This window comes from Pantoea sp. X-Soil-ISGK-285 (assembly GCF_059730815.1).
Genome location: NZ_AP035939.1, coordinates 227,495 through 250,092, shown reverse-complemented (window position 1 = coordinate 250,092; position 22,598 = coordinate 227,495). Strand labels below are relative to the sequence as shown.

At 55.0% G+C, this 22,598-nt stretch carries 18 protein-coding genes; 9 read left to right on the top strand and 9 right to left on the bottom strand.

Annotated elements, in window-relative coordinates; all coding sequences use genetic code 11:
* Positions 1–37 precede the first annotated feature (37 nt).
* Both AC6I8B_RS20445 and AC6I8B_RS20440 read left to right on the top strand, forming a co-directional pair.
* Positions 38–421 carry a response regulator transcription factor gene (locus AC6I8B_RS20445; RefSeq protein ID WP_010670332.1) on the top strand — a complete coding sequence of 128 codons (384 nt, stop codon included), beginning with the start codon at positions 38–40 and terminating at the stop codon, positions 419–421.
* Positions 421–5,961 (top strand): AAA family ATPase, encoded by a 5,541-nt coding sequence (locus AC6I8B_RS20440; RefSeq protein WP_497816509.1) that lies wholly within the window; start codon positions 421–423, stop codon positions 5,959–5,961. Before AC6I8B_RS20445 ends, AC6I8B_RS20440 begins: the two co-directional genes overlap by 1 nt.
* Positions 5,962–5,990: 29 nt before the next feature.
* Here AC6I8B_RS20440 and AC6I8B_RS20435 read toward each other — a convergent pair whose 3' ends face one another.
* On the bottom strand, positions 5,991–6,611 hold the full coding sequence (locus AC6I8B_RS20435; RefSeq protein ID WP_033760375.1) for a response regulator transcription factor: 621 nt from the start codon (positions 6,609–6,611) through the stop codon (positions 5,991–5,993).
* Positions 6,612–7,432: 821 nt separating this feature from the next.
* Here AC6I8B_RS20435 and fdhF point away from each other — a divergent pair.
* Positions 7,433–10,405 carry a formate dehydrogenase subunit alpha gene (fdhF, locus tag AC6I8B_RS20430; protein ID WP_157353070.1) on the top strand — a complete coding sequence of 991 codons (2,973 nt, stop codon included), beginning with the start codon at positions 7,433–7,435 and terminating at the stop codon, positions 10,403–10,405.
* On the top strand, positions 10,405–10,890 hold the full coding sequence (locus tag AC6I8B_RS20425) for a helical membrane plugin domain-containing protein (RefSeq protein ID WP_022624305.1): 486 nt from the start codon (positions 10,405–10,407) through the stop codon (positions 10,888–10,890). The genes fdhF and AC6I8B_RS20425 overlap by 1 nt, the downstream gene beginning before the upstream one ends.
* A gap of 16 nt (positions 10,891–10,906) precedes the next feature.
* Here AC6I8B_RS20425 and AC6I8B_RS20420 read toward each other — a convergent pair whose 3' ends face one another.
* The gene (locus AC6I8B_RS20420; protein WP_157353072.1) at positions 10,907–11,317 is read right to left on the bottom strand and encodes a GFA family protein; all 411 of its coding nucleotides are present in this window, start codon (positions 11,315–11,317) and stop codon (positions 10,907–10,909) included.
* Between the two features lie 156 nt (positions 11,318–11,473).
* Positions 11,474–12,244 carry a DeoR/GlpR family DNA-binding transcription regulator gene (locus AC6I8B_RS20415; protein ID WP_033780218.1) on the bottom strand — a complete coding sequence of 257 codons (771 nt, stop codon included), beginning with the start codon at positions 12,242–12,244 and terminating at the stop codon, positions 11,474–11,476.
* A 120-nt stretch (positions 12,245–12,364) separates the two neighbouring features.
* Between AC6I8B_RS20415 and AC6I8B_RS20410 the strand changes: the two genes are divergently transcribed.
* Entirely contained in the window at positions 12,365–13,516 is a 1,152-nt protein-coding gene (locus tag AC6I8B_RS20410; RefSeq protein WP_157353074.1) for an MFS transporter, read from the top strand.
* An 82-nt stretch (positions 13,517–13,598) separates the two neighbouring features.
* On the opposite strand, the gene AC6I8B_RS20405 is transcribed toward AC6I8B_RS20410, so the two are convergent.
* The 4 genes from AC6I8B_RS20405 to AC6I8B_RS20390 all read right to left on the bottom strand — a co-directional run bounded on the left by AC6I8B_RS20405 (position 13,599) and on the right by AC6I8B_RS20390 (position 16,676).
* Entirely contained in the window at positions 13,599–14,240 is a 642-nt protein-coding gene (locus AC6I8B_RS20405; RefSeq protein WP_010247152.1) for an NrsF family protein, read from the bottom strand.
* Positions 14,227–14,781, bottom strand: a complete 555-nt coding sequence (locus AC6I8B_RS20400; RefSeq protein ID WP_157353076.1) for a sigma-70 family RNA polymerase sigma factor — start codon at positions 14,779–14,781, stop codon at positions 14,227–14,229. Before AC6I8B_RS20400 ends, AC6I8B_RS20405 begins: the two co-directional genes overlap by 14 nt.
* A 71-nt stretch (positions 14,782–14,852) precedes the next feature.
* Positions 14,853–16,094 (bottom strand): protein-disulfide reductase DsbD family protein, encoded by a 1,242-nt coding sequence (locus tag AC6I8B_RS20395; protein ID WP_157353078.1) that lies wholly within the window; start codon positions 16,092–16,094, stop codon positions 14,853–14,855.
* 24 nt (positions 16,095–16,118) lie between these two features.
* A complete protein-coding gene (locus tag AC6I8B_RS20390) occupies positions 16,119–16,676 on the bottom strand; it encodes a peroxiredoxin (protein WP_010247149.1) in 558 nt (185 codons plus the stop codon).
* A 369-nt stretch (positions 16,677–17,045) separates the two neighbouring features.
* Here AC6I8B_RS20390 and AC6I8B_RS20385 point away from each other — a divergent pair, with 369 nt between their 5' ends.
* The 3 genes from AC6I8B_RS20385 to AC6I8B_RS20375 all read left to right on the top strand — a co-directional run bounded on the left by AC6I8B_RS20385 (position 17,046) and on the right by AC6I8B_RS20375 (position 19,101).
* Positions 17,046–18,254 (top strand): aldose 1-epimerase family protein, encoded by a 1,209-nt coding sequence (locus AC6I8B_RS20385; protein WP_157353080.1) that lies wholly within the window; start codon positions 17,046–17,048, stop codon positions 18,252–18,254.
* A 272-nt stretch (positions 18,255–18,526) separates the two neighbouring features.
* Entirely contained in the window at positions 18,527–18,787 is a 261-nt protein-coding gene (locus AC6I8B_RS20380) for a type II toxin-antitoxin system ParD family antitoxin (protein WP_010670343.1), read from the top strand.
* On the top strand, positions 18,787–19,101 hold the full coding sequence (locus AC6I8B_RS20375) for a type II toxin-antitoxin system RelE/ParE family toxin (RefSeq protein WP_157353081.1): 315 nt from the start codon (positions 18,787–18,789) through the stop codon (positions 19,099–19,101). Before AC6I8B_RS20380 ends, AC6I8B_RS20375 begins: the two co-directional genes overlap by 1 nt.
* A 464-nt stretch (positions 19,102–19,565) precedes the next feature.
* Here AC6I8B_RS20375 and AC6I8B_RS20370 read toward each other — a convergent pair whose 3' ends face one another.
* A complete protein-coding gene (locus tag AC6I8B_RS20370) occupies positions 19,566–19,958 on the bottom strand; it encodes a DUF4440 domain-containing protein (RefSeq protein WP_157353083.1) in 393 nt (130 codons plus the stop codon).
* On the bottom strand, positions 19,955–21,334 hold the full coding sequence (locus AC6I8B_RS20365; RefSeq protein ID WP_497816508.1) for an MFS transporter: 1,380 nt from the start codon (positions 21,332–21,334) through the stop codon (positions 19,955–19,957). Before AC6I8B_RS20365 ends, AC6I8B_RS20370 begins: the two co-directional genes overlap by 4 nt.
* A 126-nt stretch (positions 21,335–21,460) precedes the next feature.
* Here AC6I8B_RS20365 and AC6I8B_RS20360 point away from each other — a divergent pair, with 126 nt between their 5' ends.
* Positions 21,461–22,372, top strand: a complete 912-nt coding sequence (locus tag AC6I8B_RS20360; protein ID WP_157353087.1) for a LysR family transcriptional regulator — start codon at positions 21,461–21,463, stop codon at positions 22,370–22,372.
* The last annotated feature ends 226 nt before the right edge of the window (positions 22,373–22,598 follow it).

Genomic DNA, 22,598 nt, shown 5'->3' with positions numbered 1-22,598 from the left:
GCGTGCCGTACGATGAGGCGTTTCAGAGGATAACTGCATGGCGCTGTCACAGCGTATTGTCATTGTGGACGATGAACGCGCGGTCCGCAGTGGACTTAGCAATCTGTTGCATTCAGACGGCTATTCGACCCGACTATTTGAGTCAGGTGAGGCGCTGCTGAGCGATGACGATGCGCTTTCAGAGGTGGGCATGCTGATCATCGATGTCGGACTCAAGGGCATGTCCGGCTTTGAGCTATTCACTATTTTGAAACAGCGGGCAGGTCTGCCACCGGTGATTTTTATCTCAGCAGATCTGGAAGAGACCACCCTGTGGTATGCCATTGCCTTAGGTGCCGTGACTTTTTTGCGAAAGCCGATTGATGTTGATACGCTGCTGACACTGATCCGTTGCGAGTTATCTCAGGGAAAGGTGCGCTGATGAGCATGCTTTCGGTTAATTTTCAGGAGAGTGACGACGCAGGGATCGCGATTGAAGATTTCGACACGCTGACGCCGCTGGCGCAGGATGGCTGCCTGCTCTGGATGCTGGCGCGCCGTCACTCAGGTGAGTCGCTGATAATCGCCACCGGACAGAGTGACGACGTCACGTTTCAGGCGACGCAGCGGCTGAAAAATGAGCGAGCGCTGGCCGCTTATCTTTCGCCCCGCTGGGCCATCACCGCGACGGGCACCACCCGTTACCTCAACCGCTATGCGCTGATCTACCCCACATTTCCGTTTCGCAGCCTGGCGAATAACCTCGCGACCCCTCCCGATAAAATCGCTGACTTCCTGCAGGTTGCATTGCAGCTTTGCTACACGCTCGGCCAGGCGCATCATCAGGGCATCGTGCATGGGGATATCAAGCCGGGCCATTTTTTTATCAGCGACGATGGCCGGTTCCGGCTGGGCGGGTTTGGTCTCGCCTCGCTGGCGGCGCAATCGGCGGAAAAAAACAGCCTGCGCGTCTCAGGCGGTACGCTGGCCTATATGTCACCTGAACATACCGGCCGCACACCGCATCCGGTCAGTAGCCTCAGCGATCTCTACAGTCTGGGTGTCGTGCTGTATGAGTATCTCACCGGTAAGTTGCCGTTTGGCTCACCGGATGCGGGGGAGGCGGAGTGGATTCATCATCACATCGCCAGCGCACCCCGGCCAGCCGGACAGGTCAGAGAGGATGTGCCGCCGATGCTCTCTGTGATTCTGCTGCGTCTGCTGGCAAAGTCACCTGCTGACGGGTATCAGACCGTGCAGGGGCTGATGGCTGATTTACGCCGCTGTCAGGCGACGCTGACCGCAGAAAACACCATTGCGCCGTTCACGCCCGGTCTGCAGGAGCGGTTCAGCACCAGTTTCCGGCCCGAGACCCTGTTCATGCAACATCCGCAGGCTCGCGTGCTGCTGACGACGCTGGATGCGGTCAACCGTAACGGCACGCAGAGCCTGGTGATGCTGAGCGGTGCGCCCGGCTCGGGTAAGTCCGCCATTATCGCTTCCGCCCTGAAAACCCTGCAGCACCGACAGATTCTGCTGGCCGCCAGCAAGGCCGATCAACATTCGCCTGCCGCACCTTATGCCGCAGTCGCCTCAGCGTTTCGCACGGTCACGCTTTATCTGCTGGGATTGTCAGCCCTGGAGCTAAGCAAATGGCGGGTTCGCCTGTTGCGCTTGCTGGGTGGCTATACCGATTTAGCCATTGAACTGGTGCCTGAACTAAAACAGCTGCTGAATATCCGGACGGTGCAGCCGGTGGTGCGCCATGCCCCGGACGCCCGCGAGCAGTTTAATCAGATGGCGTCTGCGCTTATCCAGGCCTTTGCCACGCCGGGCCGTCCACTGGTGATGCTGATTGATGATGTTCACTGGGCAGACAATGCCACGCTGCAACTGCTGGAAAATCTGATTACCCGTAATGAGCATCTGCCTTTTATGCTGGTGCTCGCCTTCCGGGAGGGTGAGTCGATGCCCTGTCCGATGATTGCCGGGTTTCTTCTGCGCCTCAGAGCGTCAGCGGCACGGGTCGTGGCGCTGACGCCGCAGCCGCTCAGCGTTAAGAGTATCACCCGCTGGCTGGCGGGGATGCTGCATACCCGTCCCGGCGGCAATCGTGAGCTGGCACAGATTATCTTTGAGAAAACCGGCGGTAATCCGCTCTCGATGCAGGAGTTCTTCCGTCAGGCGGTAGATGATGGGGTGATTGTCTATCGCCAGAACCCGCTGAAGTGGCATTACGACAGCCAGGCGCTGATTGCGCGTCAGTACACCGACAATGTGGCGACGCTGGTATTAAATCAGCTGGCGCGGATGCCGGAGGCAACACGCCAGCTGCTGGGTTCGCTGGCCTGTCTGGGGGCCAGCGGTGAACTGTCGCTGTTAAGTCATATCAACGCCACGTCCGTATCGCGGATTCAGCAGCAGCTTGAGCCTGCCGTCAGCGGCCGTTTTATAACCCTGACTGGCGGGAACTACGCCTTTACCCATGACCGGGTGCATAACGCGGCGTTTTTACTGCTCGACCTCCGGCAGCAACACTCTCTTCATCAACAGGCGGCGGCATGGCTGTCGGCCGCGGTTGTAAATGCCGATCACAGTGAGACGCTGTTCCGCGCGGCTTATCACATCGGCATGATTGCTGAACTGCCGCTTAGTGTCGCAGACCGTGAACGCTATTATCCCCTCTGTTTACGTGCTGCGCAGGGAGCGAAACGTGCCGGAGATTATCTCTCGGCGCTGCGCTATCTGCGCAGCGCCCAGCAACTCAGCCAGCGGATGGTGACCGGCAATGACTTTATGCTGGGCATCGATGAGGCGGAGTGCGAATTTCTGCACGGTAATCTGACGACCGCGCAAAAGCTCTGTACCCGACTGCTGAGTGAACCAGGCACGCTCAGTGAAAAATCGATGGCAGCCTGTCTCTCTGCCGAAATTCATATGCGCCAGTCCGATAACCATCTGGCGCTGGAAACTGCGCTCGCCTGGCTGGCAGTATTTGGTGTACATCTGAGGCGTGATCCGGACGACGCGGAGATTGACGCCGCCTGGCAGGCGATCAGGGCGCGGATTGGCGATTCCCCGCAAGCGGCTTTTTTCCGACTGCCACGCAACACCGATCAGGAAACTGAGTCGGTGCTGAACCTGATGGCCAGCACCATTTTTGTCTCCGCCTACGACTGCCCGCAGCTGCATCTGTTGCTGGTCTGCCGGATGCTGGAGATGACGCTGGATCACGGCGTGACCGGTGCTTCTGCGTTTGGTCTCGCCTGGTTCAGCGTGCTGATCAGCGAACGCTATCAGGCCTGGCATTTTGGCTATGCCTGTGGTCGGGTGGCCCGTGAGCTGGTGGAGCGGCATGACTTTACCCGCTATAAAGCCCGCACGCTGCTGCCTCTGGATCAGCTGGGGATCTGGACGCAGCCGCTGGATGTCGCCGTAGAAAGTGCCCGTGAAAGTTTTCGCGTCGCGGTGATGCACGGAGACCGTTCCTTTGCCTGCCTCTCGTTGCGTCATCAGATCATGAACACGCTGACACGCGGCGATCATCTGGAGTCGGTCATGACCTCCATTGAGCGCGGACTCGCTTTTACCCGCAAAACCTTTTATCCCGATGTAGAGAACGTGCTGGTCATGCAGAAGCAGCTGGTGATGCAACTGCGGAACAGCAACGGGTTCAGGGCAGGCGATCGCGATGGGGCTTTGCCGATGGTGGCGGGCAGCGAGCCGGGCGTGATCTCTGGCCCGAAAGCGATGGTGCTGTTCTGGGCGGGGTTGTATCGGGGAATGGCGCATTTCTTTGCGGCAGAATACCGGGAGGCGCTGCGCTGTTTTGCAGAAATTCGTCCGCTGACCAGCGCAGTGCCCGCTTACATCTACCTGATGGATATGCATTTTTACAGCGCACTATCGCTGAGTCTGCAGCCCGGTGCGGCTGACAGCAACACGCTGCGCTGCGATCTGGACAAATTTGCGGGCTGGGCCGACCTCAATCCCGGACTCTTTGCTGATAAATATGCCCTGCTCAGGGCAGAATGTGCGCGTCTTGAGGGCAACACGGGCGAGGCGCTGAAGCAGTATGAAAATGCGATCTGTCTCTCCCGCCAGGGGGGATATCTGCACATTCATGCGCTGGCGAATCAACTGGCTGGCCGCTACTGCAAATCATTACAGCTAGATACCGCCGCCGATGCTTACGTTAAAGCGTCGATGAGAAGCTGGGAGAGCTGGGGCGCGCTGGCGATGGTGCGCCAGCTTGAGCAGCACTATCCGCATCTGACCACGCCGATGCAAAACAGTGCGGTGGCGACCATTCCCTTTACGCAGGATGCCTCGTTCTACGACCTGGAGAGTGTGCTGACCGCCGTGCGCGCCCTGACGGAGGAGATCAACCTTGATCGGTTGATTCATACCCTGATGCGCATCCTGCTGGAGCGGGCCGGTGCCCAGCGCTGTCGGCTCATCCGGATTCTGGATGGTACGCTTCCGGAAACGCAGGCCTGGGCAGAAAGCACGGCTGATGGCGTGCGGGTGCAGATTGTCAAAGAGCGCCCCGTCGCAACTGACCTGCCGCTATCGGTACTGGCCGCGGTGATCCGTACCGGTCAGGAGATACGTACTGGCAAGCCGGAAGATTTCAGTCCGTTCAGTCAGGATCCTTACCTGGTGGCCTCGGGCGCTGCGGTGTTATGTGTTCCGATGTTCAGGCAGGCCAATATGGTTGGGGTGCTCTATCTGGAGAATCGCCTGATGCCCGATGCGTTCACGGCTGAACACTCCCACATCGTGAAAACGTTGAGTGCTCAGGCGGCGGTTTCGCTGGAGACGGCGCGCCTCTACGCTGAACTGCTGGAGGAGAACAACCATCGGCGAAGGGTTGAGAAGCAGCTACGCGCCAGCAAAACCTCGCTGATGCTCGGCGAGAAGATCAGTCATACCGGTACCTGGCGCTGGGAAGTGGCAGAGGACATGATGATGGTGTCTGAAGAGTATGGCCGTATTCTGGGCCTGCCAGCCCATCAAAAAGGGTTGTCGATGGCAGATTTTCTGACCCGCGTTCATCCCGATGATTATGAGTGCATCAGCGAACTGGTGACCCACAGCGTCAGTCAGGGACGTAGTATGCAGGCTGAGTTCCGTGTGCTCAGGCCGGATGGGGAATGCCGTTATATCAAAGGCATCGGAGAGCCGGTAGAAAACTTCCCTGAGGTGAAAGAGTACTTCGGCACCATTTCCGATATCACCTCGCAGCGCCAGGCAGAAGATGCCGCGCGCATGGCCCAGGCAGATCTGGCCCGTGTAACGCGCGCCACCACAGTCGGGCAACTGACTGCCTCAATCGCGCACGAAATTAACCAGCCACTGATGTCGATCGTGGCCAATGCCGGTGCCAGCCTGCGCTGGTTAAAGCGTGAACCGGTGATGCTGGAGAATGCCAGCAGCAGTCTGGATGAAATTATCAAAGAGGGAAAACGTGCCGGAGAGATAATTCGTGGCCTGCAGGCGCTGACCCGCAATCATGAATCGAGCTTTGCCTCGGAAAACCTCCATCTGATCGCTCGCGATATTCTGGCGCTCTCCCGGGTGGAGCTGGAGCGACGCGGAATTTCGCTGGAGCTGAAACTGAGGGCCGGAAAGGCGGATATCTATTGCGACCGCGTTCAGATTCAGCAGGTGCTGCTGAATCTGGTGATCAATGCCATTGATGCCATGTCCGACGATTTACCGCGCGCGGCGCTTTTGCGGCTGACGTCAGAGAACCCGACGCCGGACACGCTGCGTTTTGAGGTGCTGGACAGTGGTTGCGGCTTGCCGGATGGCGTGCGTGAACGGATTTTTGAGTCGTTTTACACCACGAAGAAAAGTGGCATGGGCATGGGATTAACCATCAGCAAAGGGATTATCAAAAAGCATTGTGGTGAGTTAGGCGCAGAGAACCGGGCGGAAGGCGGCAGCCGTTTCTGGTTCACTCTGCCACTGGGATAATCGTATTGAGGCCAGGTGTCTGCCTGGCCTTAGCGGCGTCGGGTATGATCAATATTGAGCCGCTCTGCCGCCCGCACCAGATCGGTGAGCGACCGTGCCTTCATCTTCTCCATCACCCGCCGCTTGTGAACTTTTGCCGTGATCTCACTGACGCCCATTTCGGCGGCGATCTGCTTATTCAGCAGGCCGCTAATCGCCAGCAGCATGACCTCGCTTTCACGCGGCGTCAGGGTCTGATGTCGCTCCAGTATCTCCCTTCGCTCCTCGGAAGAGGCCATATTCTGCCCGGCGATCTGTAAGGCTTCTGCAACCGCCTGCAAAATACGATCGGGATCGACAGGTTTAGTCAGAAACTCATAAGCACCGGTTTTCATCGCCCGCACCGTGACCGGAATAGTCCCGAAGCCGGTTAAGAAAATAGTGGGAATGGCGTAGCCACGATCGATCAATGCCTGTGCGACATCAAATCCATCTGCACCAGGCAGATTAATATCCAGAATCAGGCAACAGGGAAGGGGAGTAAAAGCGTGAGCCAGGAAATCATCAGCCGATGAAAAAGAGATAACCGTGTAATCGTCGGCAGTGAGCAGATTACGCAGTGCAGCAGTCACAGCAGCGTCGTCGTCAACGATATAAACGATGGGATTCATAGGGACCTCATTTCAGCCAGGTATTTACTGATAATTTAATTAAGCATGACGCGTAAAGAGGCCCTGATGAGAAAGTATCGGGCAGGGTTAACAGGATATTACCATAACAGTTATCATTATCATCTTATAATTATCAGCTTGTTAAAATTAAGATAAATGGCTGATAGGTATGACTAAAATGTGAGCGTCAACTCTGGGGTGGAGCGCCACTGTTCTGGCCGTCAATGCTGATAACTGTCATTTGATCGACATAGCTATGCCATAAATTGTTCGCTCACTCACGGGCAGGAGAATAGTCCCGTTTAATAGCTAAAATAATCCATAAACCCGTTATCCAGATTAAATCGTTTCAGCCTGATATGTACTGGAATAAGTTAGTGGCGGTGCGTAATTAATTTGGAAGTAGTCTGTTAACTCACGGCGGTCCTGATAATTAATTTGCCTGAGGGCAAAACGACGGATTGATAAGCGTGCCGATCTTTACCCTGCGTCTTATAGCGAAAGAATATAGTTGATTATATAGTTACAACATACATTGTGCTTGGTTATTAACCCTCAACTTCACCATTGTGCGGCCAATGCTTATCAACGCGAAGCCTCTGTGCCAGATTCTGACGATCTGCCGGGTAAAACCTGACCCGTATTTAGCCGGTAAGAAGTCATTACATTTAAAAAAGCCTTATCTGTCATCAAGTAACCTTGATAAGCGTAGCGGTATTCATGGCGTGGCTGCTAATCCTCACTAAGCTTGTGAAGCAACCCTTTAAATAGAGGGAGATTTTCCATTCGGTAGCTCGTCGCAATGTCGTCATGAGGCTTATATGAGCCAAAATTACTGCACCATTATCTACAATGGTGAACGGTTAAAAGGGTTAGCTGATCAACCGCTAATCGATTTTCTGGATGCTCAAGGGAAAAAACTACCTCATATCTGTTACCACCCGGCGTTGCCGCCGCTGCAAAGTTGTGATGTCTGCTGGGTAGATGCCAACGGCGAGCGGGTTCGCGGCTGCACGCTCCGCACTGAAGAGGGGCTGGAGGTGCAGAGTGAAGGCAGTGCGCTTAAGGCCGCGCAGCAGGAGGGAATGGATCGGCTGCTCAATCGTCATGAGCTTTACTGTACCGTCTGTGAGCACAACACCGGCGACTGCACGCTGCATAATGCCGTGGCAGATATGCACATTCCGATTCAGTACTATCCTCATGAGCCCAAGCCCTACGCAAAAGATCATTCCAATCCGTTTTACACCTACGATCCTGACCAGTGCATCTTATGCGGTCGCTGTGTCGAAGCGTGTCAGAATGTCGAGGTCAACGAAACACTTTCGATTGACTACACCCAGGCACATCCTCGCGTGCTCTGGGATGGCGGAACGGAAATCGCCGGTTCCAGCTGCGTCAGCTGCGGACATTGCGTCACAGTTTGCCCGTGCAATGCGCTGCTCGAAAAAACCATGCAGCCAGACGCAGGCCCCTTTACCGCGATGGATGAAGGGCTGAAGCGTCCGCTGATCGACTTTGTTAAAACGCTGGAAAACAGCATCGGCATGGAGCCGATTACCGGCGTTTCGAAAATCGATGTGGCGCTGCGCCAGTCGGAGATCAAACGCACCAAAACCGTTTGCACCTATTGCGGTGTGGGCTGCAGCTTTGAGATCTGGACCCGCGACCGCCATATCCTGAAAGTTCAGCCGGTCGCCGAAGCCCCGGCCAACGGCATCTCGACCTGCGTTAAAGGTAAGTTCGGCTGGGACTTCGTCAACAGCCCTGAGCGCCTGACTACGCCGTTGATCCGCGAGAATGGCCACTTCCGGCCTGCCAGCTGGGATGAAGCTTTGCAGCGGGTAGCCGAAGGATTACAGGGTATCGCTCAGAATTATGGAGGCGATGCGATTGGCTTTATCGGCTCCAGCAAGGCCAGCAATGAAGAAGCCTATCTTACCCAAAAAATCGCCCGTTTAATTTTCGGCACCAACAACGTTGATAACTCCTCGCGTTATTGTCAGAACCCGGCCACAGAAGGGCTGTTCCGCACGGTGGGCTACGGCGGAGATGCCGGGACGATTGAGGATCTGCAACAGACCGATTTGATCGTGCTGGTCGGCAGCAACCTTGCTGAGAACCATCCGGTGATTGCTTCACACATCAAACAGAGCCACAAACATCGCGGTCAGAAACTGCTGGTCGTTGATCCGCGCCGTCATGAAATGGCGGAACGTGCTGACTGCTATCTGCGCATCCGACCGGGTACTGACCTGGTCTGGGCCTCGGCGATGGCAAAATATATGTTCGATCACGGTTATGCGGATGAGGCTTTTCTGGCCCAGCGGGTCAACCAGGTTGATGAGTACCGCGCCTCACTCGCTCCCTTTACGCTGGCCTTTGCCAGTGAGACATGTGGACTGAGTGAATCAGAACTGATTGAAGCAGCGGAAATGATCGGCCAGGCGGGCAGCGCCTGTGTGTTGTGGGCGATGGGAATTACCCAGCACAGCCACGGGGCAGACACCAGTACGGCGCTGTCGAACCTGCTGCTGGTCACCGGCAACTATGGCCGGCCTGGCACCGGCGGTTATCCGATGCGCGGACACAACAACGTACAGGGCGCCAGCGACTTTGGCTGCCTCAGTAATCTCTATCCCGGCTATGAAAAAGTCACTGACCCAGCGGTGCGCGAAAAATGGGCGCACGCCTGGGGCGTCTCACCTGAAGCGCTTTCCGATCAGCCTGGTGCAGATAATTTCAAAATGGTGCAGCAGGCCGGTGAAGGCAAGATTCGTGCAATGTATATCACCGGAGAAGAGACGGCGTTTGCGGATGCCGATGCCACTTCGGTGCATGCCGCCTTCAGCAAGCTGGAATTTATGGTGGTACAGGACATTTTCATGTCACGCACTGCCGAATTTGCCGATGTGGTGCTGCCCGGTGCGCCCAGCGTGGAGAAAGAGGGCACGTTTGTGAACACCGAGCGGCGGATACAGCACTTTTCACCCGCCATGAAGCCGCTGGGTGATTGTCGGCCCGACTGGGAGATCTTTACCGATCTCGCCGCCCGTCTCGGTCATCCGTGGCATTACCCGAACCCAGGCGCGATTATGGCGGAAGCGGCAGGCATCGCAGAGATTTTCGCGGGTGTCAGCTATGAGCAACTGGTCGGCTGGCAGTCCCAGCTCTGGCCCGTCAGCGCCGCAGGCGAAAGCACGCCGCGACTCTACACGGAACGGTTTAATTTCCCGGATGGCAAAGCGCGACTCTATCCGCTGAGCTGGCAGCCGCCCGCCGAGCAGGAGGATTCACAGTATAATCTGCTGCTGAATAATGGCCGGATGCTGGAGCATTTCCAGTCGATGAATCAGACCGGGCAGGGTGGCCGCATGATGTCGCTGTCGCCTAATGCCTTTGTTGAGATCTCACCGGAGCTGGCCGCCGAGCGCGCGCTGAACGAAGGAGAGTGGGTACGCATTACCTCGCGGCGCGGATCGCTGGATGTGCCTGTTGTGATCACTGAGCGTGTGGCAGGAAACGTACTGTTTATGCCGATTCATCATGGCAAAGATGGCGTCAACGCCCTGACCGGCGAACATCATGATCCCGACGTCAACACACCGGCTTATAAAGAGATTGCCGTAAATATGAAGCGCGTTGATCGCCGGTCGCAGCCTAATCCGGTGCCACTACACAACTTCCGTCACGGCAGTCGTACGCCGCTGGATCACCTGCCGATAGAGCAAAAATGGCAGCAGGCTGGCTATCGGGAACCGCCTGAACATGTCGAAAAACCGGAGAAATTCTAATGGCAGAACGGATGAAATATCAGGTCCCGCCGACACCTACCGAGCCGACCGCCCGGGAGGCGATGGATGAGCTAATCGAAAATCTTCACCAGCACGGTTTTCTGCGGCTGGCGAACGACCTGGTTAAATCAAATAGCGAGGTGGGGAAAATCCTGGTTTCGGGCCTTAATCAGCCGGGTACGCAGAACGCGCTGCAGAATCTCTCGCTACTGATGATGACGCTGGGCAGCGTGCCGCCAGAACGGTTTAATCATCTGCTGTTGGCCGTTCGCGATGCCGCGATGGCCGTTAAACCAGCGCGCGATGAGGCCCGTCAGGATAAAGCCGCGCCGGGCATCCGCGGCATTATCCGGTTACTCAATGATGAGGATCTGTGGCGCGGACTTCGCCCCATCTTCGCGGCGCTTGAAGTCTTCTCACAACAGATTGACCGTGAAGAGCAGAAGCCGATTACCCGCTTCAGTGGCAAGCCCACACGGGAGTAGTTCAGCCTGCGATCGTTCAGGATTGCGTGGGGGTGTAGATCAGATGACCGGCTACACCGCCCGCGCCGCCATCTTTTGGATGATTGATACCATCGGATACCGGGACATCGGTGAAATCAAACGGCGAAATCCCCTCAAGGCAGGCGACATTCACCCCGAACTGATCGGGCTGTGAGCGGCTCTGATGAAAGGTGTAAATGCCGCAAACGGAACAGAAGTAGTGGCCCACCTCTTTGCTGTTGAAACGATACTCTGTGAGCTGCGCTTCACCGCGGGTCAGCTCCACTTTTGTCGCAAATACCACCACCGCGCCGCGCATCCGGCAAAACGAGCAGTTGCAGCGGCGCACCGTATTAAATCCATCCTTCAGCGTCACCCGGTACGCCACCGCGCCACAGTGGCATTGTGCTGTCATTTCATTTTGCATCGTGATCTCCTGTGTAGTGAAACCAGCCAGCTTTCAGCCTACGCCAAAGCCTGGGATTTGGCAGCATCGGGTGCGGATTTGTCGACCATTAGCACAGCCAGGGCAGGGTGCGTTCATCGGGTTCGTCTGCGACACGATTTATTTAATCACCCCGTATCAGACAGTAATAAGCGTCATCTCTTCCGCTTCAAACGCCTCAAGCAGTTCTTTATCGAGCTTCTCTTCCACGACGAGCGTTGAAATTTCACGGCATTTCGCCACGCTGAATCGCGCTACGGCAGGGATTTTATCCGCTGTCAGCCCGACAATGACCTGATTGCTTTGCGCCATGGCAACTTTCTTGAATTCGCAATCCGCATAGTTAAAACCGGTCAGACCGGCCTCCGGACTCATGGCACAGCCGCCAATAAACGCCTGATCAAACAGAATCCCCTGGATCTGGTTGATCGCGGTTTGCCCGACCGCGCCGCCGGTGCTCTTCTGTATCTGCCCGCCCAGCATAATCACCTCCGCAGCAGGATGGTTGATCAGTAGCGCAGCAATATCGGGTGCATTGGTGACGACGGTGATATTCAAATCTGGTGATAGCGCCTGTGCCAGCGCCAGATTGGTTGTACCGGCATCAATAAAGATGCAGCTATTGGCTTTCACCAGGCTGGCACAGCGCTGCGCGATCAGGGCTTTTGCTGCGTGATCGTGAGCTTTCCGGCTGACAAAGCTGCCCGCCTCCTGAAGCTGTAACACCGCACCGCCATAGACCTTTTTACATAAACCCTCTTTACTGAGTTCATGGAGATCGCGGCGGATAGTGTGCTCTGATACAGCCAATTGCCGTGCCAGGTCAGCGCAGACCACCCGTCCTTTGTCCTGCAATATCTCACGAATCAGCGCTTGTCGCTGCTGCGGGAAAGCTGCATAATCGAGCATATAAACCTCAAAATATTCACAATCGAGCTATAGTGAGCATAATCGTTCACTGCCGGGCAGGGAGTCAATAGCGATCTCTCGGTCCTGTCAGCTCTCCCCGACATCCCTGAAAGGAATGCAATGGCTAATAACGTCTCTTCCACGCTGGCAACACGCATCATCTTTTTTATAGCCGGATTTATAACCGCGACCTGGGCGGTGATTGTGCCCTTCGCCCGCGGCAATACCGGCGTTAATGAGGCGCAACTCGGCACCTTGCTGCTTTGTCTTGGCGTCGGCGCGCTGATTGCGATGCCGGTGACGGGCTGGCTGACCAGCCGCTTTGGCTGCCGCCGGGTGATTCTGGTCGCTGTCGCGCTGGTCATCATCAGTACGCCATGGCTATCGGTGCTGAGCAACCCGCTGTTGCTGGCGCTGGCGTTGCTGGTTTTTGGCGTCGGCATCGGAGTAACCGACTGCGCCATGAACATCCAGGCGATCCTGGTGGAGAAGCAGGCGGAAAAGCCAGTCATGTCAGGCTTTCACGGCATGTATAGCGTGGGCGGCATTGCCGGCGCGGGCTTTATGACGCTGCTGCTGGCGATGGGATTTACCGTGCTGACCGGCTGTTTGCTGGCGGTCGCGGCGGTGATTATCATGACGCTGGTCAGCGCATCGGGCTTACTGACCTACGCGAACCCCGCTGAAGGCCCGGTGTTTGCTGTTCCGCGCGGCAGCGTACTGATTATCGGCATCATCTGCTTTGCCGTCTTCCTGACCGAAGGCACCGTGCTGGACTGGAGTGCTGTCTATCTGACCGACGTCCGGGCCATTCCGGCATCACTGGGCGGACTGGGCTATACCTGCTTTGCCATTGCGATGACCGTGGCGCGTCTGACCGGGGATCGGATTATCTCATCGCTGGGACGTTTACCGGTTGTGCTGGGCGGCGCGCTGGTTGCCGCGGCTGGCATGGCAATGGTGACATTTATCGACTCCTGGCCGCTGGCGTTGCTGGGCTACACCCTGGTCGGCGCAGGCTGCGCCAATATCGTACCGGTAATGTTCTCCGCCGCCGGACGTCAGACGGTGATGCCGCAGGCGGTCGCCGTGCCTGCCATTACTACTCTGGGCTATCTGGGGGTCCTGAGCGGGCCAGCCGTGATTGGCTACGTGGCGCATTACACACATCTTGCTTTCTCGTTTTCACTGATTATGGCGCTGATGCTGATCGTCGGTGCGGTCTCTCTGACCCTGGATCTGGGCCGTAGCCGCGCGGGGGAGAATGCATAAAATTACCCAATCCGCGCTCCTGACAGAATTTGATTGAGCGGGGCGCGGAGTCATCTTCAGGAGGAACGGAAGCGGCGTGCCATTACTCTCCCAGCCTGACCCAGCGGCGGCCTGCCAGCACCGTCAGCGCCACGATGGTGATGCCCGCAGCCAGATGCATAGAAAAATCGATGGCGTGCAGATGGGTATCATGGCACAACGACAGCAGCATCGATGAGGTAAACGCACTGCCGCAGCCGCTCAGCGCCAGACTGCGCGCCGGATAGAGGGATCGGGTGCGCTGCAGGGCGAACACGGACATCAGCATCATCGGGACACTGGCCGACAGCATAAACAGATAGCAGTGCATCCCTTCACCCAACCGGTTCGCGCCCGATGGCGGTGCTGAAGATGACATATTGATCAGATTCAGAACCAGCCACATCATCGCCATCAGCAGCGGCCAGCGCAGGCTGATCGGTTTTCTGCCTGCAATACTCAGCGTAAAGGCTGCCGCCAGCGTGCTGCCCGCGATGATGAGTGACAGCAGCAGGGCAACCAGCGCGAAAAACGCGCCAGGCTGCGACCAGTCAGTGAAACGGCTGTGAAATGCCCAGCTGGTCAGCGCGCCACAGGGCAGGGCAAGGGCAATCCAGCCCGCAACGCGCCAGGCGGTGGGCCAGACGCGCTGCACCGGCTGGGCAGACGCGCTGAGCTGATTAATTAACTGGTCATGATTTCTCATGATGACCCCGTCCATATTTACGAAGGTTGACCATTGCGCGATGCAACAGAGATTTAACCGCAGAGAGCGACTGATTAGTTTCAGCTGCTGCCTGCGCCAGGCTCTGCTCGCGCAGATGCACGGATTCGACGATCTCCCGCTGGCGCAGCGGAAGGTTATCCAGATAACCGGAGAGGATATCCGTATCGGCTGAGGACTCTGCACTTGCAGCGGGTTGCCGTTGCAGCTCTTCCTCATCCTGTACTTCCTGGCGACGGCCGCGATCGCGCAGCGCATCTATGGCCCGGGCAGAGGCGATGGCAGCAACCCAGGGGAGTATCGGACGCTGCGGATCGTAAGTATGCCGCACCCGATGAATCGCCAGCAATGTCTCCTGAATGACATCCTCAACCAGTCCCTCATCACGGATTTTTTTGCATACCAATGCCCGGATGGCCGGAACCATCGCTTTCAGTAACTGGTTATAGGCAGCTCTGTCACCCGCCTGCGCCCGGGCCATTAATGCTGGCCACTGCTGTGCGCGTTGATCAGTTTCTGGCATCGATCATCAGCAGTTCAGCATGCTGTCGCCGCGCCCTGACCACGCGCCAGGCAATCGTTTCATCAGTAATCTCAGGATTTATTTCCTTTTTCTGTTGCCTGATCCAGCGCTGAAATCACAATGCCAGGCGTCAGCACCTGCGGCAGTACCTCAGGTTTACCGCCGTCAGCCGGATAGACCACATAGAGCGGTAATCCACCGCGTCCGAAATCGCTCAGTGCCTGTTCAACATCGGGATTGTATTTGGTGGAATCCGCGACCATATAAATGGTGTTGGTTCGCGCCATCGCCGCTTTTACCGCCTGCGTCGAAAGCGAAGTACGATCGTTAACCTGGCAGGTAATACACCATGATGCGGTAAAGTTCACCAGTATTGGCTTGCCCTGACTTTTGATGGCATCAACGTTCTGGGGCGACCACGCCACAGCGGCGGCAGCCTGTGAGGCGGTTGCCGTTTCAGCCGGAGCCTCGGCAAACCTGTTCAGGTTCAGTAACGGCACTACGACCAGCGCCAGGAAGAATGCGGTCGCCACATGCAGCACCCAATGACGCTGTCCCATCATACGGCGTTTCTGCGCCAAGCCATACAGCCAGGCAGCGAAACTAAACAGTAAACAGCAGGCCAGAATGGCAGCCAGCGCCGCCGAACCCGCCTGACGTTCAAGTACCCAGATCAGCCAGCCCACCGCGCCCAGCATGGGAAACGCCAGCCCCTGCTTTAACGTGATCATCCATGCACCCGGTTTTGGCAAAATTCGCGCCAGCACCGGGAAGAATGAGATGAGGGTGAAGGGCGCAGCAAAGCCCAGCGCCAGTGAAATAAAGATCACCAGACTGATCAGTGGAGGCTGGGTAAGCGCATAGCCTACCGCGCTGGCCATAAAGGGCGCGCTGCAGGGAGTTGCGACAATGATGGCCAGCGCGCCAGTCAGAGCTGAACCGACTAAACCACCGCGATCGCCTCCCACTTCGCCAACCCGCTGAACCGATAATCCTACTTCAAACAGACCGAGCAGGTTCAGCGCCGACCCAAGCATCACCAGAATCAGCGCGGCGATGACCAGCGGCGATTGCAGCTGGAATCCCCAGCCCACCGATGCACCGCCCGCCCTGGCCAGCAACAGAACTGCGGTCAGAGCGACCATCGTCACGACTACGCCCAGCAGAAAGGCCAGTCCTTCGGCTCTGGCGTGGGAAGGTGATTCGTGATGGCGGATCAGGCTCAGTGCTTTCAGTGAGATCACCGGAAACACGCAGGGCATGAGGTTCAGAATAATGCCGCCCAGGAAGGCGGCTGCAATCGCAGTCAGCATGATGTACCTGCTCTGAAGATTAAGTTATGCCGGATTGGCCTGACGGTATTTTTTAACGGCATCCATCGCTTTCTGGATATGCGTATCAGGATTTTTATCGGTGAAGCTCAGCAGGATTTTGCCATCGGGCGCAATCACGTAAGAGGTACGGTCTGAAAGCTTCTGACCTTTCATCTCCATAGTGCTCTTATATTCTGCCGCCACTTTGGCACCGGGATCGGCTGCGACGGTAAATTTGTCACGGCATTCAAGCTGCGAGAATTTCGCAATCTGATCGGTATTGCCCGCGGTCACGCCAATGACGGTCGCACCCTGCTTTTTAAATTCATCGGTCGCTTCAGCAAAATCGTGTGCTTCCAGCGTACAGCCTGCACTGAAAGCAGCAGGGAAGAAGTAGAGGACAACCGGGCCTTTCTGCAGCGCCTGTTGCAATGAGAAGGTGGTCGATTTACCGGCAAGCGCGGCTTCCAGTTTAAAGTCCGGCGCTTTTTCACCGACCTGTAACGCTGCAAAAGCAGATGTTGCCGGAACACTCAGTGCCAGCAGCGTAGCGACGGCCAGGTTTTTCAGGGTGTTTTTCATTGGCTTTACTCTCTCCATTGACGAACAGACGGAGTTGTCTGACGTCCCTGATAACAGGTTCGTTTAAAAATGGAATAAGTTGCGCGTTTGAAGATTTTTTTTAAATTATTTTTTAAATAGCGCTTCATCCGCCATCTTTTATCAGATCCCTCTTTTTGAGCTGAATCGAATAAAGCTAATGTCAGCAAATTTCACCTGATCCGCTGTAGTTATTCCTCTCTGGCCTGTAATCACTGTGATTTGGCCCACAATAATAGGTCTGAGTCGCAGCCTTTTCCCAACAGGTGAGCATCATCACGTTTATCTTCAGTCCCATTAAGTAAATTTCCCTTACGGAATGAAAAAACGATTCAGCCAATGGGGTGAAGGATGAAAATTAAACTGGCGTTAACGGTACTGGCAGTGCTGGTTTCAGGCTCTGCAGCGGCGAAAACCTGGGTGCTGACGAGTGCTGAACAGGGCACCGAGCAGGGAAACTGGAAGATTTCCAGCAGTGAGCTGAAGTCTCAGGGCAAACCGTTCAGCATCGAACAGAAAGTCCTGCATGGCGGCAAGCAGGAAGGCAGTAAAATACTGACGATCCGCAGCGAGGATGGCCTGACGATTACGCTAAGCCCGACACGTGGCATGAACTTACTGCGTGTTGAAGGCTTTGGCACCCGCATGGGCTGGGATTCACCGGTTAAAGAGGTCGTCAATCCTGCCTACATCAACCTTGAGAGCCGCAACGGTCTGGGTTGGCTGGACGGTTTCAACGAGATGATGGTGCGCTGCGGCTACGAATGGACGGGTCATCCGGTCACCGATGAAGGCCGAATCTATACGCTGCACGGTAAAGCGGGGAATACGCCGGTTTCTCAGCTGGAAGTTGAAGTGGCCGATGCGGCACCACACGAAATCCGTATTCGCGGCCTGATTAAAGAGAGCACCTTTAAGAAAGCTGATTTGCAGACCATGACCGAGCTGCGTTATGTGCCAGGCAGCAACAGTTTCAGCCTGCATGATGTGTTAACCAACCACGCCGACTATCCGCACGATTACCAGATCATCTATCACAGCAATTTCGGCAAACCGATTCTGGAAGAGGGCGCACGCTTCCTGGCGCCGATGTCCGGCATCAGCCCGTTCAACGACTACGCGAAAGCCGGGTTAAAAGAGTGGCAGACCTATAAAGGTCCGACCAAAGACTTCGATGAGATGGTGTTCAACATCAAGCCGCTTTCAGACAGCAATCATCAGACCATTGCTGCGGTGATAAATAAAGCGGGCAACAGCGGCGCATCCATTCAGTTCGATACACGTCAACTCCCGATGCTGACCTTATGGAAAAATACCGACACCCTGAAACAGGGCTACGTGACCGGTATCGAACCTGGTACCAGTTACGCCTATCCGGTCACCATTGAACGTGAACAAAAACGCGTGAAGCAACTGCAACCGGGTGCCAGTACGGCATTTGATCTGACTTACACCTTGCTGCACAGCAGCGAGCAGGTTAATGACGTTGAGAAACGCATTAAGGGCATTCAGGGTGAAACGAAGATTGATGTGAGCGAGACGCCAATAGCGAAAGAGTAACGACCCATCATAACCCCAGCTAAATTGTTGGGGTTTTTAGTTTACAGGTCAGCGTTCCGTCACGGGATGACAACACAAATGCGGGAAAGAGGCAAAGATCTGCGCAGGATACTGGCGATGCTATAAGGTCGCGAGGTTGGTCAACGCAAAGTTACACGCAGGTAAACATCTGGCAAACCTGTGGAAGGGTGTTAAGCCGAAAGTTGATAGAGAAGAGTAACTCTGAAATACTAACAGTTAATAACTGATAGTAATTCAGCGGGAGAGGAATCATGCCAACCAGCGTAGCACTCAGTCCTTATTTCGAAGCGTTCATCCGCGAACAGATTGAAAGCGGGCGATATAACAACACCAGTGAAGTGATCCGTGCGGGCCTCAGGGCACTGGAAGAACGGGAGCAGCAGATGAAACTTGATGCTCTGCAAACAGCGGTCAGCGCAGGTATAAACAGCGGCGAAAGCAAAAACGCGGAAGAGGTATTTGGTCGCCTGTCGCAAAAATATCGGCGGCAGGCCGAAGGTGGTAAAGCGTAATGAAACTGGGTATTTCGCCTCTGGCAGAACAGGATATGGAGGCCATCGGTGATTATATCGCGCAGGATAACCCGGTGCGCGCGGTGAGCTTTACGGAAGAACTATACCAGCAATGCTTGCTGATAGCCGAGTCGCCGGTTATCTACAAAGAAAGACCGGAACTGGGACAGAGCGTCAGAAGTTGTACTTACGGGCGCTATCTCATCGTGTTCAGGGTGCTGGACACCGAAGTCCGTATAGAGAGGCTGCTACATGGTTCGCGGGATATTATCACGCTGTGCTCTGAACAGGAGGCGTCGGGAAGCTCTCGCTGAGCAGGGTGCTCCCGTACACGTCAGAGCGTGCCGTCCGTAGTAATCATCCAATAAATAATCTTGCAGATTAGTTGCGATACATCCTCCTGTGTCTGAAGTGAAAATCCGAAGGAGGGTGAATTGAGATTACTTAGGCTACCTGAGTACATGTGCGATATGTTATTTAACATAAGATAGATTATGCGCACTTAAGGCGCGGCGGTAACATAGAGGCTAAAGCTCTAATCTAACCTTATCCGGGCGCTTCAGACAACCTGCTGAAGCCCCTTGTATGAGTATGACGGCCTCTGGTGATGAATTTTCACGATCAATAAAGCCGTCGCCTCACCACCACTGTATCTCTCACGGCGATCGGTTCAGGATAGACAGCGGCGATCATCGCTGGTTTAAGAAACGCGGTTCAGCCTGCACGCTGTTGCTCTCAACCCGTCGCGCCCTGACACACTGCGAATCGTCAGCCTCTATCACTGCGGCAACGAAGTCTCGTGCAGATGTCGCCACAAAACCTTGCCAGCATCATTTACCTCGAACACAACCGTAGAAAACCGCAGCGTGGCCTCCTGAGCCGGAAGCTGCTGCAACTCCTTATATACCACAGTGGCATTTCCTTCACTCTCAGCAACCATCTGCATGTCGCAGATATCAATCGCTAAACCTGGACGTGCACCGCGCTGAGTGCGGAAAAACCCATTTAGTGTCGTGAAATCCAGTAAGGCACCGCCCGGTGTCACCATGGAATATGCAGGACTAAAACGCGCTAAAAGTTCCTCACAAACCTCATCATGTGCTTCTTTGTTACCCAGCCAGTTGCGAATCAATTCGTGGGCGTCCAGTACTTCCTTAAAATAACGGTTCATTTTTGGTCCCCTTTAAGCATAGAAATAACCTTCTGATTTGAAATGCGTAAACAGCACAGAAGCGGAATCACAGCGCTGAGTGCCGCTATAACAAAACAGAGGTGATAAGCGTGTTCTTCAGGCATGCCGCTATTCGCAATCAGATTGAACAGCAGGCTGACCAGCGTAACGCCGAGACAAAAACTGAGCTGGCGATTGATATTCCAGAGTGCGCTGGCATCAGCAAGTTCGCTGTCGGTGATGTGAATAAAAGCAGAACTCTGGGCCGTGCTGCTGCACAGGCTGCCGCCAAATCCCATCAAGGCGAAAGCAAGTACAAAGACTAAGGTGTCCGATGTCTGGCCAGTCAGCGCCAGCAGGCCAATACCCAGCGCCTGAAACAGACAGCCGGTGATAAATAGCGGGCGTGGTCCCCAGAGGTTGAACGTCTTACCTGTCAGACTAATTGCCGCAAAGGAAGCCAGAGACCATGGCAGCATGAGCGCGCCGACAATGCTGGCATGCATACCTAATTGATTTTGCAGGTATAGCATAGTGATCATACTGACGCCGGTGAACACGCCTGGTATAAACTGATAGATCAGCATTGCGGTGTGTAAGAGCGGATCCTTTATCAGATGCAGGTTAATGAGTGGATGGCTTTTTCGAAGTGCGTCCCATACATAGGCCGCCAGAGTAATGACGCCAGCAAGCAGCATCATCGCCCCCTGATAAAGCCTGTCAGCATCGCCCAGGTAAGTCAGTCCGAGAAGGATCAGCGTGAGCGCGGTACAACCACTGACTAAACCCACCAGGTCCAGCGGTTCAGATGAGTTCGCAGGTTTGTCTGCTTTGAGCCAGCATCCCGCCAGCAGCAATGCCGCAACCGCGAGCGGCAGGCTCACAAGAAAAACCCAGCGCCAGCTAAGGCTCTCAACCACTATTCCACCAATAGCTGGCGACAAGGCGGGTGCCAGCAATGCAATTAACATCACGACTGACGATAACTTCGCACGTTCATTGCTCCTGTATAACGCATAGGTCATCGTCTGACCGATGGGTATCAACAGCCCGCCGCCGATGCCCTGTATCCATCGGAAGGCGATGAGCTGAGAAACTGACGCTGATGCCCCCACACCACAGGTGCCCGCAATGAAAATAAGCAGTGAGAGCATGAACAGACGTTTTGCGCCCATGCGCCGTACCAGCCAGCTACTGAGCGGTATGACCAGCGTCAGGCCTAAGATGTAGCCATTACTGATCCATGCCAGCTGGCTAACGGGGGCATCAAAATGTCTGCCAATCTCTGGATAAGCAACATTGGCGATAAACATGTTGACCAGATCAATAAAAAATCCCAGCAAATAGACACTGGCTACGCGCACACGATAGCTCATTTTTTTCCCAGACAGATCAGCGTAAGGCGCGCAGTATAGGTGCTTAAATTATCGGGATAAATTCACTTTCTGTTGTTACACTGTCAAAGATATTTTGACAATGAGATGTCGTTAACGGAGTTCACGATGATCAATATGCAACGGCTGGGGATCTTTGTCGCAGTTGTCGAGGCAGGCAGTTTTACAGGTGCAGCTCAGACACTCGGGTTAACTAAAGCCGTTGTGAGTTTCAATATTAAACATCTCGAAGAGGAGCTGGGTGTCTCGCTCCTCATCAGGAGTACCAGACGCGTTTCAGCCACGGATGCGGGTGAAAGATTTTATCATCGTTGCCTTCAGCTTCTTCAGGATGCGGAAAGCGTATTAGAGGATGTGAGAAGTGATCACGCTGGATTAAGCGGGACACTCCGGATCACAACCACTCTGGAATATGGCGCGCGTGTTATCGTCCCTGCCCTGGCTGACTTTGCAGCCCAACATCCGCAGTTACGCATACATCACGTCTCTTCATCAAAAAATGACGACCTGATTGCCGGCCGCTTTGATGTGGCGATACGACTTGGCCATCTTGCCGATTCCAGTCATCGCGCCCGCCTTATCGATCAGTTTGATATCCTGGCGGTCGCTGCACCTTGTTATCTCAACAGCCTGAATGAAGCGTCTATCCGGGATCTTTCACATCTCGCGTCAGCAAAATGGATTGCGCATAGCCGTTTATCGACGCCACTCAGCTGGCAGGTGATCACGCCCGAAGGCGAGTCTGTGCTGATGAGCGCATTTCAGCCTGCCATGATCACGGCTGACAGTGCCTCTTCTTTGCTCGCTTTTGCTTTAGCCGGTGCTGGCGTGGCGATTCTGCCCGCCTGGCTGGTACAGGATGAGATTGATAAAGGTGGATTAGTACGGCTACTGCCCGATCATCAATTCCCCCGTCAGGGAATTTACGCGCTCTACCCTAATACTCGTCATGTGCCAGAAAAAGTACGCGCGTTTATAGATTTCCTGCATGAACGTTTAGCGCTCTCCAGTAGAAAATAAGCACATCCATCACATTATTCTGATGGGCTAATCGTTAATTTATCTGAACTGATTTAAATCCCATAAACTTTATTTTAAGCAGCGCGGGAAGGTAAATATTTACTGTCTGGCTAATGACAATTCAGTTTAACGCAGGCGCATTACTTAATTCACTGTCCTGATAAATCACTGCTGCGCGATAACCTGTAAAACTGGCGCTGGGGCTTATCTTGTTATCCCAACCCCA

Bases quoted from the DNA above. Each gene is read 5' to 3' on its own strand.
- AC6I8B_RS20445 (WP_010670332.1), top strand. From the start codon at position 38: ATGGCGCTGTCACAGCGTATTGTCATTGTGGACGATGAACGCGCGGTC.
- AC6I8B_RS20440 (WP_497816509.1), top strand. From the start codon at position 421: ATGAGCATGCTTTCGGTTAATTTTCAGGAGAGTGACGACGCAGGGATC.
- AC6I8B_RS20435 (WP_033760375.1), bottom strand. From the start codon at position 6,611: ATGAATCCCATCGTTTATATCGTTGACGACGACGCTGCTGTGACTGCT.
- fdhF (WP_157353070.1), top strand. From the start codon at position 7,433: ATGAGCCAAAATTACTGCACCATTATCTACAATGGTGAACGGTTAAAA.
- AC6I8B_RS20425 (WP_022624305.1), top strand. From the start codon at position 10,405: ATGGCAGAACGGATGAAATATCAGGTCCCGCCGACACCTACCGAGCCG.
- AC6I8B_RS20420 (WP_157353072.1), bottom strand. From the start codon at position 11,317: ATGCAAAATGAAATGACAGCACAATGCCACTGTGGCGCGGTGGCGTAC.
- AC6I8B_RS20415 (WP_033780218.1), bottom strand. From the start codon at position 12,244: ATGCTCGATTATGCAGCTTTCCCGCAGCAGCGACAAGCGCTGATTCGT.
- AC6I8B_RS20410 (WP_157353074.1), top strand. From the start codon at position 12,365: ATGGCTAATAACGTCTCTTCCACGCTGGCAACACGCATCATCTTTTTT.
- AC6I8B_RS20405 (WP_010247152.1), bottom strand. From the start codon at position 14,240: ATGAGAAATCATGACCAGTTAATTAATCAGCTCAGCGCGTCTGCCCAG.
- AC6I8B_RS20400 (WP_157353076.1), bottom strand. From the start codon at position 14,781: ATGCCAGAAACTGATCAACGCGCACAGCAGTGGCCAGCATTAATGGCC.
- AC6I8B_RS20395 (WP_157353078.1), bottom strand. From the start codon at position 16,094: ATGCTGACTGCGATTGCAGCCGCCTTCCTGGGCGGCATTATTCTGAAC.
- AC6I8B_RS20390 (WP_010247149.1), bottom strand. From the start codon at position 16,676: ATGAAAAACACCCTGAAAAACCTGGCCGTCGCTACGCTGCTGGCACTG.
- AC6I8B_RS20385 (WP_157353080.1), top strand. From the start codon at position 17,046: ATGAAAATTAAACTGGCGTTAACGGTACTGGCAGTGCTGGTTTCAGGC.
- AC6I8B_RS20380 (WP_010670343.1), top strand. From the start codon at position 18,527: ATGCCAACCAGCGTAGCACTCAGTCCTTATTTCGAAGCGTTCATCCGC.
- AC6I8B_RS20375 (WP_157353081.1), top strand. From the start codon at position 18,787: ATGAAACTGGGTATTTCGCCTCTGGCAGAACAGGATATGGAGGCCATC.
- AC6I8B_RS20370 (WP_157353083.1), bottom strand. From the start codon at position 19,958: ATGAACCGTTATTTTAAGGAAGTACTGGACGCCCACGAATTGATTCGC.
- AC6I8B_RS20365 (WP_497816508.1), bottom strand. From the start codon at position 21,334: ATGAGCTATCGTGTGCGCGTAGCCAGTGTCTATTTGCTGGGATTTTTT.
- AC6I8B_RS20360 (WP_157353087.1), top strand. From the start codon at position 21,461: ATGATCAATATGCAACGGCTGGGGATCTTTGTCGCAGTTGTCGAGGCA.